We start from the raw sequence: 15,674 nt of genomic DNA on the forward strand, positions 1-15,674 counted from the left end.
GCAGCGTAGCGCTATCTGCGCTGGTCATCTGCCTTGTCCGACCGCGACGGGCTGGCAGTCAACACGTCGGCGCCGTCGTCGGTGATGTGGACGGTGTCTCTGCGGAACACCGCCCCGACGCCCTGCTGCCACGCGTAGCCGGTGATGGCCAGCACCATCCCGGCCTCGAGGCGGTCGTGCTCGCCGGCGGCCCAGAGCGGCTCGGACACCACCGGCGGGTCGAACCCCAATCCCAGACCATGCGCGACGGGCATCGGCGGCACCGGCTCGCCGGCGGCCTCGTAGGCGGCGAGTAGCTCGCTAGTCGACGCGCCGGGACGGCACGCGGCAAGCATCTTGTCGTACAACGTCTTTGACCGCCCGAACAGGTCGCGAACAGCTCCGCCGGCCTCGCCGGCCGGCCACGTCCGGCCCACCTCGGCGACATAGCCGCCCGCCAGCGCGCCCGCGGCGAACGCGACGAGATCACCCTGCCGCACCTCGCCCCCGTGAGCGCGCCGCCACGGCTGGTCCCGCGACGTGACCCACGCACCATCCTGGGTGGCCGGGGTGCTCACCCCGCCCGCAGCCATGGCCTCCAGCATGGCCCCGGTCAACGTCCGCTCGGACACCCCCGGCCTCAATCCGCCGACGGCGGCGGCGAGCCCGGCCTCCGCGACGCGCAGCGCCTGGCCCATCGCGGCGATCTCGTCGGCCGTCTTGATGCGGCGCGCCGCACGCATGGCCGGCTCGGCGTCGACGATGTCGGCGTTGGGAAACGCGTCGGGCAACAATGCGGCGAAAGTGGGTGTGATCGCGTCGGTTCCGACCCGGCGTGCCGCCTCGGCGCCCTCGACCTTCTTCAACACGTCGATGAGCGTCATCGGATTCCAGGCCAGCCCGTAGAGATGATCGTGGCCGATCTCTTCGGGGACGCCCTCGTCGTCGGTGCTGTTGAGGTAGATGTCCCCGGTGGCGCGCACCACCACGCACATCGGCCCGAACGGCCGCGTCCCGGCGATCCACAGCTGCGGGGCCCCGGTGACATAGCGAATGTTGGCTTGCCGGCCGAGGACCAGGATGTCGAGGTTGTGCGCGTCCATCTGGGCCAGCGCCCGCTCGCGGCGTCCGGTCCGCAACGCCATGGCGTCCGGCGATACTTCAGTCGCCATAAGGGGAGTAGGGGTAGTCGGTAATCGGCGTGAAACCGTCCTCGGTGATCACCACGATCTCCTCGCTGCGATAGCCGCCGGTCCCGTCCGCCCACACGACGGGCTCCAGGACCAGGACCATGCCGGGCGGAAAGACGAAGTTGTCGTCGAATTCCTCGCCGAGGTCCGTGCCGATCATGGGGGCCTCGGCGGGGTAGGTGCCGATGCCGTGGCCCAGGTAGAAGTGGGGCAGCCACGGCTTGCGGCCTGCGTTGGCCGCGATCGCCGCCCGCGCCAGATCCCCGGACGTGGCACCGGCTTTCGTCACCGCGAGCACAGCCTCCAGGATCGCGCGCCATCGATGGAATTGGTCTTGTTGCCGCGGAGTGGGTTTCTCGCCGACCACCCAGGTGCGGCCGAAGTCGGAGCAGTATCCGGCGTAGGTGATGCTGATGTCGGTCCACAGCACATCGCCGGCGGCCAGTTCGCGATCGGTGGGCAGCAGCGGCAGCGCCAGGTCGCCGTGCGTCGTCCACACCCCGGCCTCCCGCGAACTGGGCATCACCTGCCAGATCGCCTCCAGCATGTTGGTGGTGGCGCCCAGCTCGAAAGCGCGACGCACCAGCGCCGCCGACAGGTCGATCTGCCGCACGCCCGGCGCCAACGCCCGCTGCACGTCCACGATGGCGCGTTCGGTGATGCGTGACGCGCGGCGCAGGCAGGACAGCTCGTCGCGCGTCTTGACCAATTGCGCGGCCCCGACCACGATCGCCGCGTCCGTCGGCGGACCGCCGGGGAACAGCGTGCGCGCCGCCCGGCGCATCGCGCCGGTCAGCTCGTCGACCGCGACGTTCGCCCGCGCGGGGACCAACCCGGCCAACTCCGCGGCGAAATGCTCCACGCCCCGGTCGAATTCGAGATATGCGGGCCCGTGCAGGTGGTCGTCGGGCACCGGCGACTCCACGGACGCGCCCCCGCGGAACGGCATGAACAGGTGCGGATGCTCGTCGTCGGCGAGCACGACCGCCACCGGACGTTCCGCGTGCGACAGGCCGGCATCCAGCAGCGGCCAGCTGACACCGGTCGCGTACGTGACGTAGCCGTTCATCAACAGGATCAGCGCGTCGACGCCGTGGTCGGCCATTGCGGACCGCAGCCGTGCGCCGGTCTCGGCGCGCATGCGGGCCCAGTCCGGCTCGTCGGGGATGTCGAGAACCGGACCGCGGGCGGCGATGGTGTGCGTCACAGCCCCTTCTTGATGGCCGCATCCTGTTTTTGACCGACATCCGTCACGAAGTCCGGCGGCACCAGTGAATCTGGCGGGCCGTCGAATTCCAATTCGGCAAAGGCCCTGCCCTCGGTGAACATCAGCACGGTAACGCCCTTGGCGCCGTCGGGCGAGGGACCCGAGATCGTCGTTCCACCGGTGCCGATCGCGATGGGTTCGGGTATTCCATGCACATAACCATTCGTAGTCGCCTTCGCCGCCTCCAGCGCGCGGGCGGCGGCGGCCGGATCCGGCAGGACCCGGATGCCGTCGAAGATGACGTGGGTGCGGTCTTGGTTACTGAACGTGATGCTGACTCCGGGCTGGCCGTTCGGATTCTCGACGGGCGGTGTCGCCGTGAAGGTTTCGGGCGCGTCGATATCGCCGGCCCGGATCAGCAATCCGGAGTAGTCGGAACGCTGCGAGGCCGGCGACGTCGACACCGGGACCGTGGCGACGGGAGTCGCCGAACCCGGCTTGGCCGGTGGTGACTTTGCGCCGCCGCTACAGCCGGCCGCCACCGCAAGCGCCGCGGCGACCAGCATCGGGGTGATCACCTTGTCGAAGCTGTCGTCGCAGTGTCCGTGAATCAGGTCCATCGGGACGCTCCGTTCATTCATCTGGGAGTGTTGCATCCGGCAAGGCCTAACGCCCGGTGATGTGAGCCAATAGGTCCCGGGACGCCCCGGCGGGCGGGTTGCGGCCCCCGACCCAGATCGCCCGCAGCTCGCGCGTCAGGTCCAGCTCGGGAACCGCGACCGCGCGCAACCGCCCGATCGCCAGGTCGTCGGCGACGGCCAGCCGGCTCATCACCGCGGGTCCCGCGCCCGCGGCGACGGCGGAACGCACCGCGGCGGCGGAGGACAGTTCGAGGACCGGCTGCGCCTGCTCGACGCTGTCGCTCGGCGAATGTGACAGCGCTTGGGACAGCGCGGCGGTCAACGAATCCCGCGTCCCCGAACCCGGTTCCCGGGTGACCAGCGGCGTGCGGCTCAGTTCGGCCGCGGTTACCGGTCGCTGACGGCGCGCCCACCTGTGATCGGCCGGCACGACCAGCACGAGCTCGTCGCGCCCGATCACGCGGCTGCGCAAATTCGTTGGCACGTATGGGGTCTCGACGAATCCGAGATCCGCGCTCCCGTCGCGCACCGCGGCGATGGCGTGGTCGCTGTTGGTGGCGGTCATGATGACCTCGGGAGCGGCGACGCCCAATCGATTCGCCGCCACCTGAAGCGACACCAGCCAGCGCGGCATCAGTTGCTCGGCGATCGTGAGGCTGGCCGCCACCCTGACCCGGTTGCGCCGTTCCGATCGCAGTGAAGTTAATCCGGCGTCCACGTATCGGGCGACGTCGATCAATCGATCCGCCCACTCGGCGACGACGACTCCGGCGGGCGTCAGCTTCGATCCCCTCGGGGTCCTGACGACCAGCGACACGCCGGTCTGCGCCTCGATCGACGCCAACCGGGCCGACACCGCCTGTTGGGTCAGCCCGAATTCCCTTGCGGCAGCGCCCAGGCTTCCCGTGCGGGCGATCGCCAGGAAGACCTCGAACGCGGACAGCTCGGGCATGTGAGCGCTCAGCGGCATGACAGCCCCTCCCGCCGCACCTACAAGCCGGCCTTGTGGGATCCCCTTCGGACACAAGTAAAGCTTGTGAGCCCACAAAACGAAAGCCGGTAGCCGTCGCAGCCCGAATGGGTAACCATCACCAATAAGCCATCCGAAATAAGCCATCCGACCGAACAAAAGACGGTGACAATGATCGCCATGACGAAGCCCGCGGCGCTGTGCGGCAAGCGCGACGACATGATCGTGCGCGGGCAGCTGCCGTACAACGCCGAGCCACCGGCCGCGGTGTTGGCGAGTGGCGCCATCACCCCGATCGATGCGTTCTATGCGCGCAATCACGGCCCGTTCCCCGACATCTCGCCGCGGCAATGGCGGCTGCGGATCGACGGGCGCGTGGACGAGCCGCTCGTCCTGACCTACGACCGGCTGACCACCGAGTTCGACCGGCACAACGTGGTGGCGACGCTGGCATGCGCGGGCAATCGGCGGGCCGAGCTGCTGCGGGTGCGGCCCATCCCGGGCAAGGAGCCGTGGGCGCACGGGGCGATCTCGACCGCGGAGTGGGGCGGCGTGCGGCTGTCGGACGTCCTGGCGGCCGCGGGTGTGCACCGCGACGACGGCCTGCACGTGGCGTTCGAGGCCCCCGACGTCGCCCCGGAGGCGCGGCCCGTCCAGGCATACGGCGCCTCGATCCCGCTCAGCAAGGCGCTGTCGCGGGAGGTGCTGCTGGCGTTCCAGATGAACTCCGAGCCGCTGCCGCGCGCCCACGGTGGACCGGTCCGCATCGTGGTGCCCGGCTACGTCGGCGCCCGCAGCGTCAAGTGGGTGACGGGCATCCGGGTGCAACCGGGACCGTCGGACAATTACTTTCAGGCCCGCGACTACCGCATCCTGCCGCCGGAGGCCGACGCGGACGCGGCCGCCCCGGGCGAGGGCATCCCGCTGTCCGCGCTGGCCCTCAATTGCGACATCCTCGACCCCACCGACGGCGACCGGGTGCCGGCGGGCGAGCTGACCATCCGCGGCTACGGCATCGCCGGCGAGGGCCGCAGCGTCGAGCGCGTGGACGTCTCGGTCGACGACGGCCTCACCTGGCGGCAGGCCGACCTGCATCGGGCGCCCAGCGAGTGGTCCTGGCGGCCGTGGTCGCTGACGGTCGCGGTCGAAAGCGGGCCGCTGAGCATCGTCGCGCGCGCCTGGGACGACACCGGCGCGCTGCAGCCGGAGTCAGCGGCGTCGCTGTGGAACCCGCGCGGATACGGCAACAACGCCTGGGCTCGCGTCCCCGTGCGGGTGGTGTGACCGGCGGCGGCTCAGCCGCCCAGCCCCTTCTTGATCGCCGCGGCTTGCTTCTGGCCGACATCGTTGACGAAGTCGTCGGGCGGCAGCGAGTCGGTCGGCCCGTCGAATTCCAGCGTGACGAACGCCCGGCCCTCGGTGAACAGCAGTATCAGCACGCCCTTGGACCTGTCCGGCGCGTTCCCCGACAGCGTGGTCGCGCCGGTCCCGACGTTGGCGGTGCCCGTCTGCGGGTTGTTGATGCCGCTACCCGCCGACGCCTTCGCGGCGTTCAATGCGTTCGTGGCCGCGGCGGGGTCGCTCAGCACCTGGATGGTGTCCTTGATGACGTGGCTGCTGTCCTGGGTGCTGAACGTTGTCGCGACGCCGGGTTGCCCGTTCGGGTTGTTGACCGGCGGGCTGCTGGTGAACTGCTCAGGCGCGTTGATGTCGCTCGCCTGGATCAGCAGCCCGGCGTAGTCGGAGGGCTGCACCGGCGCCGAAGAAGCCGGCCCTGAGCTGCTGGTAACCGAGGTGCCGGACCCCGACTTGGTCGTCGAGCCGTGCCCCGGGCCAGTAGACGTCTTGTTGCCGCCACATCCGGTCACCGACACCGTCAGCGCAGTTGCCGCGGCCACGCTGGCGACCACCATCCGGGAAATCCTCATCGCACATGCTCCTTCCGGGCTGCTCGTGGCGACACGTTCGACTTCGTCCGCCCGAACCGCACAGTACAGTGCGCGTGTCGATAAAGGGCCCGGTGGCGACGGGCGGATTACTCGAGTTGGTCCCGCAGCGATCGCAGGGTGCCGGCCAGGATGCGCGAGACCTGCATCTGTGACACCCCGATGCGCTCCGCGATCTGGCTTTGCGTCATCGACTCGAAGAACCGCATATGCAAGACCTCGCGTTCGCGCCGCGGCAGCGCGGAGACCAGCACACGAACCGCTTCCCGGTTGGTGATGTGCTCGATCTGCGGGTCGATCGCGCCGATCGCGTCGGCGACCAGGCGCGGCTTGTCGGAGCCGTCCCCGCCCAGGGGCGCGTCCAGGGACTCGAGCTGGTAGGCGTCGCCCGCGACGAGGCATTCGATGATCTCCTCGCGGGGAACGTCCAACGCCTGCGACAGCTCCGAGGCGGTGGGCGCCCGGCCGAGCGTCTGGACCAGCTCACCCGTGGTCCTGCTGATCTGGATGTGCAACTCGCGCAGCCGGCGCGGCACGCGCATGCCCCAGCTGTAGTCCCGGAAATAGCGCCTGACCTCGCCCATCATGGTGGGAATCGCGAAACCGATGAAACTGGGTCCCTTGGCCGGGTCGAACCGGTTGATGGCGTTCATCAGCCCCAGGCGCGCCACCTGGGTCAGGTCGTCGAGGCTTTCGCCGCGGCGCCCGAAGTGACGGGCCACGTGGTCGGCCAGCGGTAGGCATCGGGAAACGATGCGTTCCCGCTGACGCCGGTATTCGTGTGATTCCGCGGGCAGCTGCCGCAGAGCCAGAAACATGCCGACGACGTCGTCGTAGGAATCGTCGGATTGCGTGGTGGTCGCCCGGGCGGGGCGGGGTGGAGCAATTACGTCGGTCATCTGCTGAACCGCCTCCTGCAGACTCAGCTAGTGGCGAAAACGCTTGCGCGCGAACGCGTTTGTATTGCCGGCAGCCACTCCTTCCGAGTGACGTCGACGAGACTGTGCGCGCAGTCGTCTACCACTACACCCGTTTCCATACGGGTCGGTTGTCAACAGCGCACGCGGTGCTGGGGAGGGTGACCGGAGGTTCATCGCCGAAGCCACGCAAGCCCTGCAGCCGTGTGGGCTGATTGGCCGCTTTCCGCTAAACGGCGACGTGTCCAGAATGGACGTCGCCTCCGATACTACCGCCTGACGCGGGTGCCCGCGATCGCCGGTTTCGGTTCACCGCTCAACGGCGGTGACGGTCGTGCCGCCGCCCCTGCACCGGGCGGGTTCTTCTTTCCGCGGCCGACTGGGTACTGTACGGCTGATGTGCATCAGGCGCGCCGAGCCGCCCACGCCGCCGGGCCATCGAGAAGCGGGCTCGCACAACGCATTCCGGGGTCTGCTGGCCGGGCGTGGTGCGGTGGTGTCGGGTGGCAGCCGTGGCATCGGGCGCGCGGTCGCGGAGTTGCTCGGTGACCTCGGCGCCGGCGTCGTGGTCAACGGGCGCGACGCCGACGCGGTGCAAGCGACCGTCGCGGCGATCAACGCGCCGGGAGGCCGCGCCACCTCCGTGGTCGGGGCGGCCGACGACGAGGGCGTTGCCGCCGCGCTCATCGAAGAATGCAGGACGGCGTTCGGACGGCTGGACATCCTGATCAACTGCGCCGGGATCGCCGAACCGCCGGGTTCCTCGATCCTGAGCATCTCGCCCGCCGAGTTCGACCACCTGATCGGCGCGCACCTGGGCACGGTGTTTCACACCTGCCGGGTCGCGGCCCGGGTCATGGCGGCCCAGGGGCACGGGGCGATCGTCAACACCAGCTCCGTGGCGTTTCTCGGCGACTATGGCGGCACCGGCTACCCGGCGGGCAAGGGCGCGGTCAACGCGCTGACGATGGCCGTCGCCGCGGAACTGAAGGCCCATGGTGTGCGGGCCAACGTGGTGTGTCCCGGCGCGCGGACGCGGCTGTCGACGGGCGCCGACTACGAGAAGCACATCGAGGACCTGCACCGGCGCGGGCTGCTCGACGAGGTGACCATGCGCGCATCCCTGGACAGCGCGCCGCCCGCGTTCGTCGCTCCCGTCTACGCCTACCTGGCCAGCGACTTGGCGCGTGACGTGACGGGTCAGATCTTTGTTGCCGCAGGCGGATTCGTCGGCCGCTTCGACCGGCCGACGCCGCGCGTGCTGGGTTATCGCGACCACCACGACGCCGAACCGTGGTCGATCGCAGACGTGCACGAGATGGTCAGCGCGGCCGCGCGATGAGCGCTTGAACCGATTCGGGCGCGGTTACGTTTCCACAGAGTGACGGGCGCAAGCTTGGAACCCGGCCGGCCGCTTCGGGTCCTCGTCGTCGGCGCGGGCGTGAGCGGGATTTCCGTGGCCAGGGGATTGTTGCGGGACGGCCACGACGTCACGGTGTTCGACCGGCGCGCGGACACGCGGGCGGGCGGCGGCGCCGTGACCACCTGGTCCAACGGCGAGACGGTGCTGCGGCAGCTCGGCGTCGACATGGACGGGGCCGGTCAACTGCTGTGCAGCGTGCACGTGATGACGTCCCGCGGTCACCGCATCGCCACGGTGGACGTGGCCGCGATGGTGCGACGGCTGGGTGCGCCCGTCCGGATGGTTCCCCGACGGGTGCTGCAGGACAGGCTGCTGGCCGGGTTCCCGGCCAATCGCATCCGGTGCGGCGCCCGCGCGACGAGCGTCGCCGCCACATCCGACGGCGTGCGGGTCGGATTCGGCGACGGCAGCGTGGCCGAGGGCGACCTGCTGATCGGCGCCGACGGGCTGCATTCGATGGTTCGGGACGTCGTCGGGGCGCGCACCGCGGAACCGACCGGGTGGTGCAGCTGGCAGGGACTCGTCGACGTTCCGGAACTGCCCGACAAGGGCGCCGGGCTCATCGTGATCGGCCGGAACGGAAACACCGGCGTGTGGCCGGCGGGCGGCGCCACCGTGCAGTGGTGGTTCGACCTGCCGTGGTCGGATGACTTCGTGCGGCCGCGCAGCCCGATCGAGGTGATCCGTTCCAATTTCGGCGGCTGGTCCGATTCGGTCGACCTGGTGCTCGCGAAATTGACCGACGACGATCTGGCCGGCTCGCCGTATCCGCATTTTCGGCACCCGATTCCCCGGCCGGTGGACGCCGGCGCGGTGACACTGCTCGGCGATGCCGCGCACACCATGCCGCCCACCCTCGCGCAGGGCACCAACCAGGCCCTGCTGGACACGATGGTGTTGTGCAAGGCGCTTTCGGGTTTCCGCGCGGGGGCGAGTGGCGACGGCGCCGGCCTGTCCGGCGCGCTGCGCTGGTACGAGAACACCCGGCGGCGCCGGGTGCGCGCGGTGTCCCGGGTGGCGTCGCTGCAGGTGGCCCACGGTGAGGGGGCGCTGCGGCCGGCGACGTTGATCTCGGACCGGTTGCACACCTGGGCGCTGACCACGTTCTTGCGCCTGACCAGCCACCGCCGGATGTCCAGCGAAATCGACCGCGGCCTCGGCGCCCGCAGTGCTATCCCGGCCTGCCGACCATGACCGTACGGGTCCGGTGCGATTTCGACGCGCCGTCGCGCTGGCTCTGGCTCGTCAAGTGGTGTGTGCTGGCCGTTCCGCACTATCCGATATTGATACTTCTGTACCTGGTGTATCCGCCGCTGACGGTCGCGGCCGGCGTCGCGATCCTGTGCACCGGGCGCTATCCGCGGCCCATCTTCGACTTCAACATCGGGGTGCTGCGCTGGTCGTGGCGGGTGATGAATTACCGGTTCCCGATGAACAGCACCGACAGGTACCCGCCCTTCACCCTCAAGGCCCGGCCGTACTACCCGGGTGATCTCGAAGTCGACTATCCGGAGCGGCTCAGCAGGTTGGCGGTGCTGGTGAAGTGGTGGTTGCTGGCGCTCCCGCAGATCCTGCTGTGCTGGGCGATGGAACCCCTGCTGCAGGTGCTCACGGTCATCGCCGCGGTGGCCCTGTTGTGCACCGGGACGATCCCGCCGGGAATGTTCGATCTGCTCATGGGCATCGTGCGGTGGCGCTACCGGGTGGCGGTGTATGTTTCGCTGATGAGCGACGAATATCCGCCGTTCCGAATGGATCTCGGCGGTCGATGAGCCAGGTAGCCGATAACGCGCGATAATCCCCTGTTCCCCTACGTGTATCGGTTGGGGCAGCCAATCTTCGACCGTCTGTTCTACAACCGGTATCGTCGCGCCGCGATCGCACACGCGACCGGTCGGTTGCTGATGGTCGGTCTGGGGCCGGGGACCGACTTGAAATTTCTGCCGCGCGCGGTGACCTCGGTTGCGGCCGTGGAGCCGGTGGCCGCGTTCCGGCGGATGGCGTCTCGTCTCGCGGCTCGCCACGGCATCGAGGCCGACATCGTCGATGGGACCGGAGAGTCGATCCCGTTCCCGGACAACAGTTTCGACTCGGCCCACGTCGGGCTGGTGCTGTGCTCGGTGGACGATGTGGCCGCGACGCTGAGCGAGATCCGCAGGGTGCTGGTGCCGCAGGGCAGACTGGTCGTCCTCGAGCATGTCCGAGGCGAGGGTGCCGTGGGTCGATTCCAGGACCTGGTGGCCGGGCCATGGTCATGGCTGGCCGGTGGGTGCGAGCCGAACCGCCGAACCGCCGAGGCCATCGCGGCGGCCGGCTTCGATATCGGGGGACTGCGCCGCATCCGGACCCCGGTGCCGTTCCCGTGCAAACCGCATCTGCAGGGATTCGCCACGCTGGTGGAATAGTCCGCTATTCGACGCTCACCGCTTCGATGATGTTGAGCCGGGCCGCGCGGCGGGCGGGCGGCGCCGAGCCGAGCAGGCTGATCGCCAGTGCGCCGAGGGTGAAGGCGACCGCCATCGAACTCGGCCGGAATGCGACCTGGAAATTCATCATGTCGCCGCTGACTAGGCTGAACAGCCACTGGTCGGCGCACCCGAACGCCAGGCCCAACGCGCCGCCGACGACGCCGATGCCGGTCGCCTCGACCAGCACCATCCGCAGGGTGAATCGTCGGCTGGCTCCCATCGCCCGCAGCACACCGATTTCGCGGCGCCGTTCCAGCACCGAGAGCGTCAGCGTGTTCAACAGCGCCACCGCGGCCACGAACACGACGATGATCCACACCGCATTGGCGATGAACATGCTCTGCTGCATCGGCGCCTCGAGGCCCGCGAGCTCGGTGCGGCCGTCGTACACATGGTTCGGCGCGGGCACCGCGCGGCGGACGTCGGCCAGCAGGCGGCCGGGATCCGCACCCGCGGCGGCGGTGATCTGCAGCGTGGTCGTCACCGGGCGGTCGAACCAGGCCCGCAGTTGATCAAGCCCCATGCCGACCGTGCCGATGACCGTCGAGAAGTACGGCACCAAAGCGAGCACCGTCGTCTGCTGGGGTCCGTGCGGCGTCTGCATCCGCAGTTGGTCGCCCACCCGCACGTGCAGCACCTTGCCCAGGTTCGCCGACAGCGCCACGCCCCGGCCGCCGAGCACCTGCTCGCGCACCCGATCGTCGAGCGCGCGGTAGAGCGGGTCGGCGGTTCCGGCGGAAAACCCGTCGAGCATCACGCGCGTGCTCCCCACTTGCGCGAATCCGAATGCGCCCTCGGTGACGCGGCCGGCGCCGGGCAGCTCGGCCAGCTTTTCCGAAAGGCCTTGCGGCAGCGCGTCGGTGGGGAAGCTGTCGGGCGGATTGGCGCTGACCCACACGGGGACATCGGCGACCGGGGCGAAGATGCGTCTCGCGGATTGGATCATGTCGTTGTTCGTGCCGGTGATCGCGACCGTGGTGACGACCGCGATCAGCACGGTCATCACCGTCGCCCACACCCGCCGCGGGGCGCGCTCGATGGTCGCCGCGGCCAGCGCCCCGACGGAGCCGAAGGCTCGCGCCGTCCCGGCGGTGGCGTTGACGACGGGCACGGTGAGCGCGAAGCCCAGCGCGACCTCGGCCGAGAACACCGCCGCCATCGCGACGAACGCCACCACGCCCCGTTGCGTGATGACCGCGAAAAGCGCCACGGCGAACACGACGGCGGCGCCGACCCCCGTCGCGATGCGCAGCCAGCGGGGCACGCGGTCCGCCGCGGAAACGCCGACGGGTGCCAGCGCCTCGATCGGTGCGACCCTGTACACCTGCCGCGCCGCCATCGTCGACGCGATCACGCTGGTGAGCGCGGTGGCCGCGACGGCGACCGGTGTCGCGTAGCCGGGCAGCCAGTACTCGATGCGCGCTTCGAGCCCCTGGGTCATGGCCGGCGGCAGCCGGCCAATGGCGATGCGGCCCAACAGTATTCCGGCGGCCGACCCGATGGCCCCGCCGATCGTTCCCAGGATCGCCGCCTCGCCGAGCATGTCGCGAACGACGATCATGCGTCGGCCGCCGATCGCGCGCAGCATCGAGATGACCGGCCGGCGCTGGGTGATCGCCATGGTCATCGTGGTGTAGATCAGGAACGCGCCGACCATCAGCGCGACCATCGCGCCCATCAGGGCCATGTAGTTCATCAGCTGCACGCCGTCGCCGGCGCGGGTTGCCCTCATGCTCGGGTCGGCGACGATGGCCCGGCCGTTCACCGCGGCGCCGACCGCGGCGCGAACCTCGGCCGGGTCGGTGCCGGGTTTGACGGTGATCAGGATCGAGTCGAGCCGGCCCTGACGCCCGGTGATGTTCTGCGCCAACGCAAGCGGGGCGAGCACGTAGTGCCCGCCGTTGAGGGCGCCGGCCCGCTCGCCGTCGAGCACCTCGGTGACGGTGACCGGACCCGACCCGAGCTGAAACGTCTCGCCCCGGGCGTGACCAATGCCCGGCCCGACGCGGACCCCGTCCGGCGGACCGGGCGGCCGCCCCGTTTCGCCGCTGTTCAGCGCGTCCTTGAGGGCGCCGCCCAGCGCCGCGATGCGGTCGTCGGCGCCGAACAACAGGACCGGGCCCGACGTCGTGGACGCCGACGTCCGGATCATCGGCGCCGCGACCGCCACGCCGGAAACCGCGGCCACGTCGGAGGCCACCGCGTCGGGAAAACCCGCGTCGGTGATGCCCGACACCTCGATCGAGGCGATGCCGGCGATCCCGTCGGCGAGGCGGTTGACCGAACCGGTGATCGAGCCGAAGATGCCGAACACCGCGACCAAATACATTGCGGACACGGCCATTACGGCGATCGACGCCATCGTGCGGCGCCGATGCACGGCGAGTTCGCGCAGGCTGAACACGCGCAGCCGGCTCGCCGCGGCGCCGATGGCGGGCCCCGGTCTCACACCAGGACCGCCGAGCGCTCGGGGGTGACGACCCGACCGTCCTGCAGCATGATCACTCGATCGGTCGCCTCCGCGGCCTCCGGGTTGTGGGTCACCATCACCACCAGCCGGCCGCGGCCGGGTTCGTGCGCCACCTCGCGCAGCAGCGCCAAGATCGATGCGCCCGTGGCCGAATCGAGGTTCCCGGTCGGTTCGTCGGCGAGAATCAGCGGCGGGTCCATCATCAGCGCGCGCGCCACCGCGACCCGCTGCATCTGGCCGCCGGACAGCTCCGCGGGCCGGTGCTCGGCCCGGTTGCCCAGCCCCACCCGCTCCAGCAGCCGCATGGCATCCGGTTTGGCCCTGCCCAGCCGGACCCCGTCGAGCAGCTTCGGGACCGCCACGTTTTCCCACGCCGACAGCGTCGGCAACAGGTTGAAGAACTGGAATACGAAGCCCACCCGGTGATGGCGAAACTCCGACTGCTGCTCGTCGCCGAGGTGGGCGATCTCGTCGCCGTCGAATTCGATCGACCCGGAATCGGGGGAGTCCAATGCGCCGAGCAAATGCAGCAGGGTGCTCTTGCCCGCGCCCGACGGCCCGACCATCGACACGAACTGCCCACCCTCGAGCCGCAGGCTGACCCTGTCGAGGGCGCGTACGGTCTGGCCGCCGACCCGGTACTCGCGCACCACGTCGAGCAGGTCGATGGTCAGCAGTTTGTGCTTGGGACCGCGGGTGTCGGCTCGTCTGAACATGGTCCTCCCGCGGGTGGCCCCAAGCCGCTGATGTCGGAGCCGCTGATATCGGGGATAACGAGTTCTGGCCGCGATCGGTTCAGCAAGCTGTTGACGGTGGGCCGCCCGCGGCGAGGTTTAGCGTCCCCGCCGTTCGGGGAACACCGTGCACCATCGACTGAGTGTGGGGCGCACCCGGCAGCTCGTCGTGCCCGATGCACACCGGGCGCCCGCGATGTTTGGTGCGAAAAACCTTGTCGGGGTGTGGATCTCCACTTTTGCGCCACCTAAACTCGCTACGGGGGCAGACAGTTCCCGAAGTCCTGGTCGAGCAGGCGGCTATGGAACGACTGAGTGGACTTGACGCGTTTTTCCTGTACATGGAGACGCCGACGCAGCCACTGAACGTGTGCTGTGTCTTGGAGCTGGACACCTCGACGATGCCGGGCGCCTATACGTACGGCCGCTACCGTGCCGCGCTGGCAAAGTGCGTGAACGCGGTGCCGGAATTCCGGATGAGGCTCGCCGACACCCAGCTGAACCTGGATCACCCGGTGTGGGTGGACGACGAGAACTTCCAGCTCAGGCACCACCTGCATCGGGTCGGCGTGCCGGCGCCCGGCGGCCGCCGCGAGCTGGCCGAGATCTGCGGCTACATCGCCGGACTGCCCCTGAACCGCGACCGCCCGCTGTGGGAGATGTGGGTGCTGGAAGGCGGCGCCCGCGGTGGCTCGCTGGCGGTGCTGCTCAAGGTCCACCACGCCGTCGTCGACGGCGTTGCCGGCGCGAACCTGCTGGCCCAGCTGTGCAGCCTGGAGCCCGGCGCGCCGGCGCCGCGGGTCGCCGCCCGGGGCGCGGGCGGCGGCAACCCGCTGCAAATCGCGGGGAGCGGGCTGATGGGCTTCGCGATGCGGCCGTTGCGGCTGGCGACCCTGCTGCCGGCGACGATGCTGACGCTGGCCCGGACGGCTCTTCGCGCTCGCCAGGGCCGCACCATGGCCGCGCCGTTCTCGGCGCCGCCCACGCCGTTCAACGGCACCGTCAGCGGCTACCGCAACATCGCCTACACCCAGCTCGACATGCGCGACGTCAAGCGGGTCAAGGACCGCTTCGGGGTGACCGTCAACGACGTGGTGGTGGCGATGTGTGCCGGGGTGCTGCGGCGATTCCTGCTCGAGCGCGGCGAGCTGCCCGACGACCCTTTGATCGCCACGGTGCCGGTGTCGGTGCGTGGCATGTCCGGCCGGCCCGGGCGCAACCAGACCACCTGGATGTTCTGCCGGCTGGAGACCCAGATCGGCGACCCCGCCGAGCGCATCCGCAAGATCGCCGCCGGAAACGCCGCCGCGAAGGACCACACCGCGGCGCTGGGCGCCAACCTGCTGCACGACTGGACCCAGTTCGGCAACCCCACCATGTTCGGCACGGCCATGCGGATCCTGCCGCGCATCCCGATCAGCCACGGCCCGGTCTACAACCTGATCCTGTCGAACGTGCCCGGCCCGCAGGCTCAGCTGTACTTCCTGGGCTGCAAGCTCGACGCGATGTATCCGCTCGGCCCGATCCTCGGCGGCTCGGGACTCAACATCACCGTCATGTCGCTCAACGGCGCGCTCGGCGTCGGCATCATCGCCTGTTCCGAGCTGCTGCCGGACCTGTGGGGGATCGCCGATGCCTTTCCCGACGCGCTCAAAGAGCTGCTGGAATGCCGCATCGGCCATCCGGACGGTGGGGTTCCGCCGGATTCTTGAGCCGGGCTACCCGATGC

At 69.8% G+C, this 15,674-nt stretch carries 14 protein-coding genes; 6 read left to right on the plus strand and 8 right to left on the minus strand.

The genetic code is table 11. The features are described 5' to 3' along the window. Nucleotides 1-11: 11 nt before the first annotated feature. The 4 genes from AC5Y6X_RS10780 to AC5Y6X_RS10795 form a co-directional block, all read right to left on the minus strand. Entirely contained in the window at nucleotides 12-1,151 is a 1,140-nt protein-coding gene (locus AC5Y6X_RS10780) for a M24 family metallopeptidase (RefSeq protein WP_499986407.1), read from the minus strand. Then, the gene (locus AC5Y6X_RS10785) at nucleotides 1,141-2,310 is read right to left on the minus strand and encodes a M24 family metallopeptidase (protein ID WP_499986504.1); all 1,170 of its coding nucleotides are present in this window, start codon (nucleotides 2,308-2,310) and stop codon (nucleotides 1,141-1,143) included. Before AC5Y6X_RS10785 ends, AC5Y6X_RS10780 begins: the two co-directional genes overlap by 11 nt. 62 nt (nucleotides 2,311-2,372) lie before the next feature. After that, nucleotides 2,373-2,954: a hypothetical protein gene (locus tag AC5Y6X_RS10790; RefSeq protein ID WP_499986505.1), complete on the minus strand. Its 582-nt coding sequence runs from the start codon at nucleotides 2,952-2,954 to the stop codon at nucleotides 2,373-2,375. Between the two features lie 88 nt (nucleotides 2,955-3,042). Beyond that, nucleotides 3,043-3,987, minus strand: a complete 945-nt coding sequence (locus AC5Y6X_RS10795; protein ID WP_499986408.1) for a LysR family transcriptional regulator — start codon at nucleotides 3,985-3,987, stop codon at nucleotides 3,043-3,045. A 180-nt stretch (nucleotides 3,988-4,167) separates the two neighbouring features. Here AC5Y6X_RS10795 and AC5Y6X_RS10800 point away from each other — a divergent pair, with 180 nt between their 5' ends. Next, on the plus strand, nucleotides 4,168-5,271 hold the full coding sequence (locus tag AC5Y6X_RS10800) for a sulfite oxidase (protein WP_499986409.1): 1,104 nt from the start codon (nucleotides 4,168-4,170) through the stop codon (nucleotides 5,269-5,271). 11 nt (nucleotides 5,272-5,282) lie between these two features. Here AC5Y6X_RS10800 and AC5Y6X_RS10805 read toward each other — a convergent pair whose 3' ends face one another. Further along, complete coding sequence (locus AC5Y6X_RS10805) at nucleotides 5,283-5,915, minus strand: hypothetical protein (RefSeq protein ID WP_499986410.1); 633 nt, start codon at nucleotides 5,913-5,915, stop codon at nucleotides 5,283-5,285. Nucleotides 5,916-6,022: 107 nt separating this feature from the next. Further along, a complete protein-coding gene (locus AC5Y6X_RS10810) occupies nucleotides 6,023-6,832 on the minus strand; it encodes a SigB/SigF/SigG family RNA polymerase sigma factor (protein ID WP_499986411.1) in 810 nt (269 codons plus the stop codon). 415 nt (nucleotides 6,833-7,247) lie between these two features. Here AC5Y6X_RS10810 and AC5Y6X_RS10815 point away from each other — a divergent pair, with 415 nt between their 5' ends. Genes AC5Y6X_RS10815 through AC5Y6X_RS10830 form a run of 4 tightly spaced genes read left to right on the plus strand, consistent with a single transcriptional unit; the run spans nucleotide 7,248 to nucleotide 10,678 of the window. After that, complete coding sequence (locus AC5Y6X_RS10815; protein WP_499986412.1) at nucleotides 7,248-8,192, plus strand: SDR family NAD(P)-dependent oxidoreductase; 945 nt, start codon at nucleotides 7,248-7,250, stop codon at nucleotides 8,190-8,192. 39 nt (nucleotides 8,193-8,231) lie between these two features. After that, nucleotides 8,232-9,467 (plus strand): FAD-dependent oxidoreductase, encoded by a 1,236-nt coding sequence (locus AC5Y6X_RS10820; protein ID WP_499986413.1) that lies wholly within the window; start codon nucleotides 8,232-8,234, stop codon nucleotides 9,465-9,467. Next, on the plus strand, nucleotides 9,464-10,045 hold the full coding sequence (locus AC5Y6X_RS10825; protein ID WP_499986414.1) for a DUF4389 domain-containing protein: 582 nt from the start codon (nucleotides 9,464-9,466) through the stop codon (nucleotides 10,043-10,045). The genes AC5Y6X_RS10820 and AC5Y6X_RS10825 overlap by 4 nt, the downstream gene beginning before the upstream one ends. Nucleotides 10,046-10,057: 12 nt before the next feature. After that, entirely contained in the window at nucleotides 10,058-10,678 is a 621-nt protein-coding gene (locus tag AC5Y6X_RS10830; protein ID WP_499986506.1) for a class I SAM-dependent methyltransferase, read from the plus strand. Between the two features lie 4 nt (nucleotides 10,679-10,682). On the opposite strand, the gene AC5Y6X_RS10835 is transcribed toward AC5Y6X_RS10830, so the two are convergent. After that, on the minus strand, nucleotides 10,683-13,190 hold the full coding sequence (locus tag AC5Y6X_RS10835) for an FtsX-like permease family protein (protein WP_499986415.1): 2,508 nt from the start codon (nucleotides 13,188-13,190) through the stop codon (nucleotides 10,683-10,685). Then, complete coding sequence (locus AC5Y6X_RS10840; protein ID WP_499986416.1) at nucleotides 13,187-13,927, minus strand: ABC transporter ATP-binding protein; 741 nt, start codon at nucleotides 13,925-13,927, stop codon at nucleotides 13,187-13,189. Before AC5Y6X_RS10840 ends, AC5Y6X_RS10835 begins: the two co-directional genes overlap by 4 nt. A 320-nt stretch (nucleotides 13,928-14,247) precedes the next feature. On the opposite strand from AC5Y6X_RS10840, the gene AC5Y6X_RS10845 reads away from it, so the two are divergent. Continuing rightward, entirely contained in the window at nucleotides 14,248-15,657 is a 1,410-nt protein-coding gene (locus AC5Y6X_RS10845; protein WP_499986417.1) for a WS/DGAT/MGAT family O-acyltransferase, read from the plus strand. Nucleotides 15,658-15,674: the final 17 nt, after the last annotated feature.

The organism is Mycobacterium sp. NGS26, assembly GCF_059813025.1.

What these genes read in the sequence shown, in the direction of transcription:
- AC5Y6X_RS10845 (WP_499986417.1), top strand. Translation starts at nt 14,248, where the DNA reads ATGGAACGACTGAGTGGACTTGACGCGTTTTTCCTGTACATGGAGACG.
- AC5Y6X_RS10800 (WP_499986409.1), top strand. Translation starts at nt 4,168, where the DNA reads ATGACGAAGCCCGCGGCGCTGTGCGGCAAGCGCGACGACATGATCGTG.
- AC5Y6X_RS10795 (WP_499986408.1), bottom strand. Translation starts at nt 3,987, where the DNA reads ATGCCGCTGAGCGCTCACATGCCCGAGCTGTCCGCGTTCGAGGTCTTC.
- AC5Y6X_RS10785 (WP_499986504.1), bottom strand. Translation starts at nt 2,310, where the DNA reads ATGCGCGCCGAGACCGGCGCACGGCTGCGGTCCGCAATGGCCGACCAC.
- AC5Y6X_RS10840 (WP_499986416.1), bottom strand. Translation starts at nt 13,927, where the DNA reads ATGTTCAGACGAGCCGACACCCGCGGTCCCAAGCACAAACTGCTGACC.
- AC5Y6X_RS10815 (WP_499986412.1), top strand. Translation starts at nt 7,248, where the DNA reads ATGTGCATCAGGCGCGCCGAGCCGCCCACGCCGCCGGGCCATCGAGAA.
- AC5Y6X_RS10780 (WP_499986407.1), bottom strand. Translation starts at nt 1,151, where the DNA reads ATGGCGACTGAAGTATCGCCGGACGCCATGGCGTTGCGGACCGGACGC.
- AC5Y6X_RS10805 (WP_499986410.1), bottom strand. Translation starts at nt 5,915, where the DNA reads ATGAGGATTTCCCGGATGGTGGTCGCCAGCGTGGCCGCGGCAACTGCG.
- AC5Y6X_RS10825 (WP_499986414.1), top strand. Translation starts at nt 9,464, where the DNA reads ATGACCGTACGGGTCCGGTGCGATTTCGACGCGCCGTCGCGCTGGCTC.
- AC5Y6X_RS10810 (WP_499986411.1), bottom strand. Translation starts at nt 6,832, where the DNA reads ATGACCGACGTAATTGCTCCACCCCGCCCCGCCCGGGCGACCACCACG.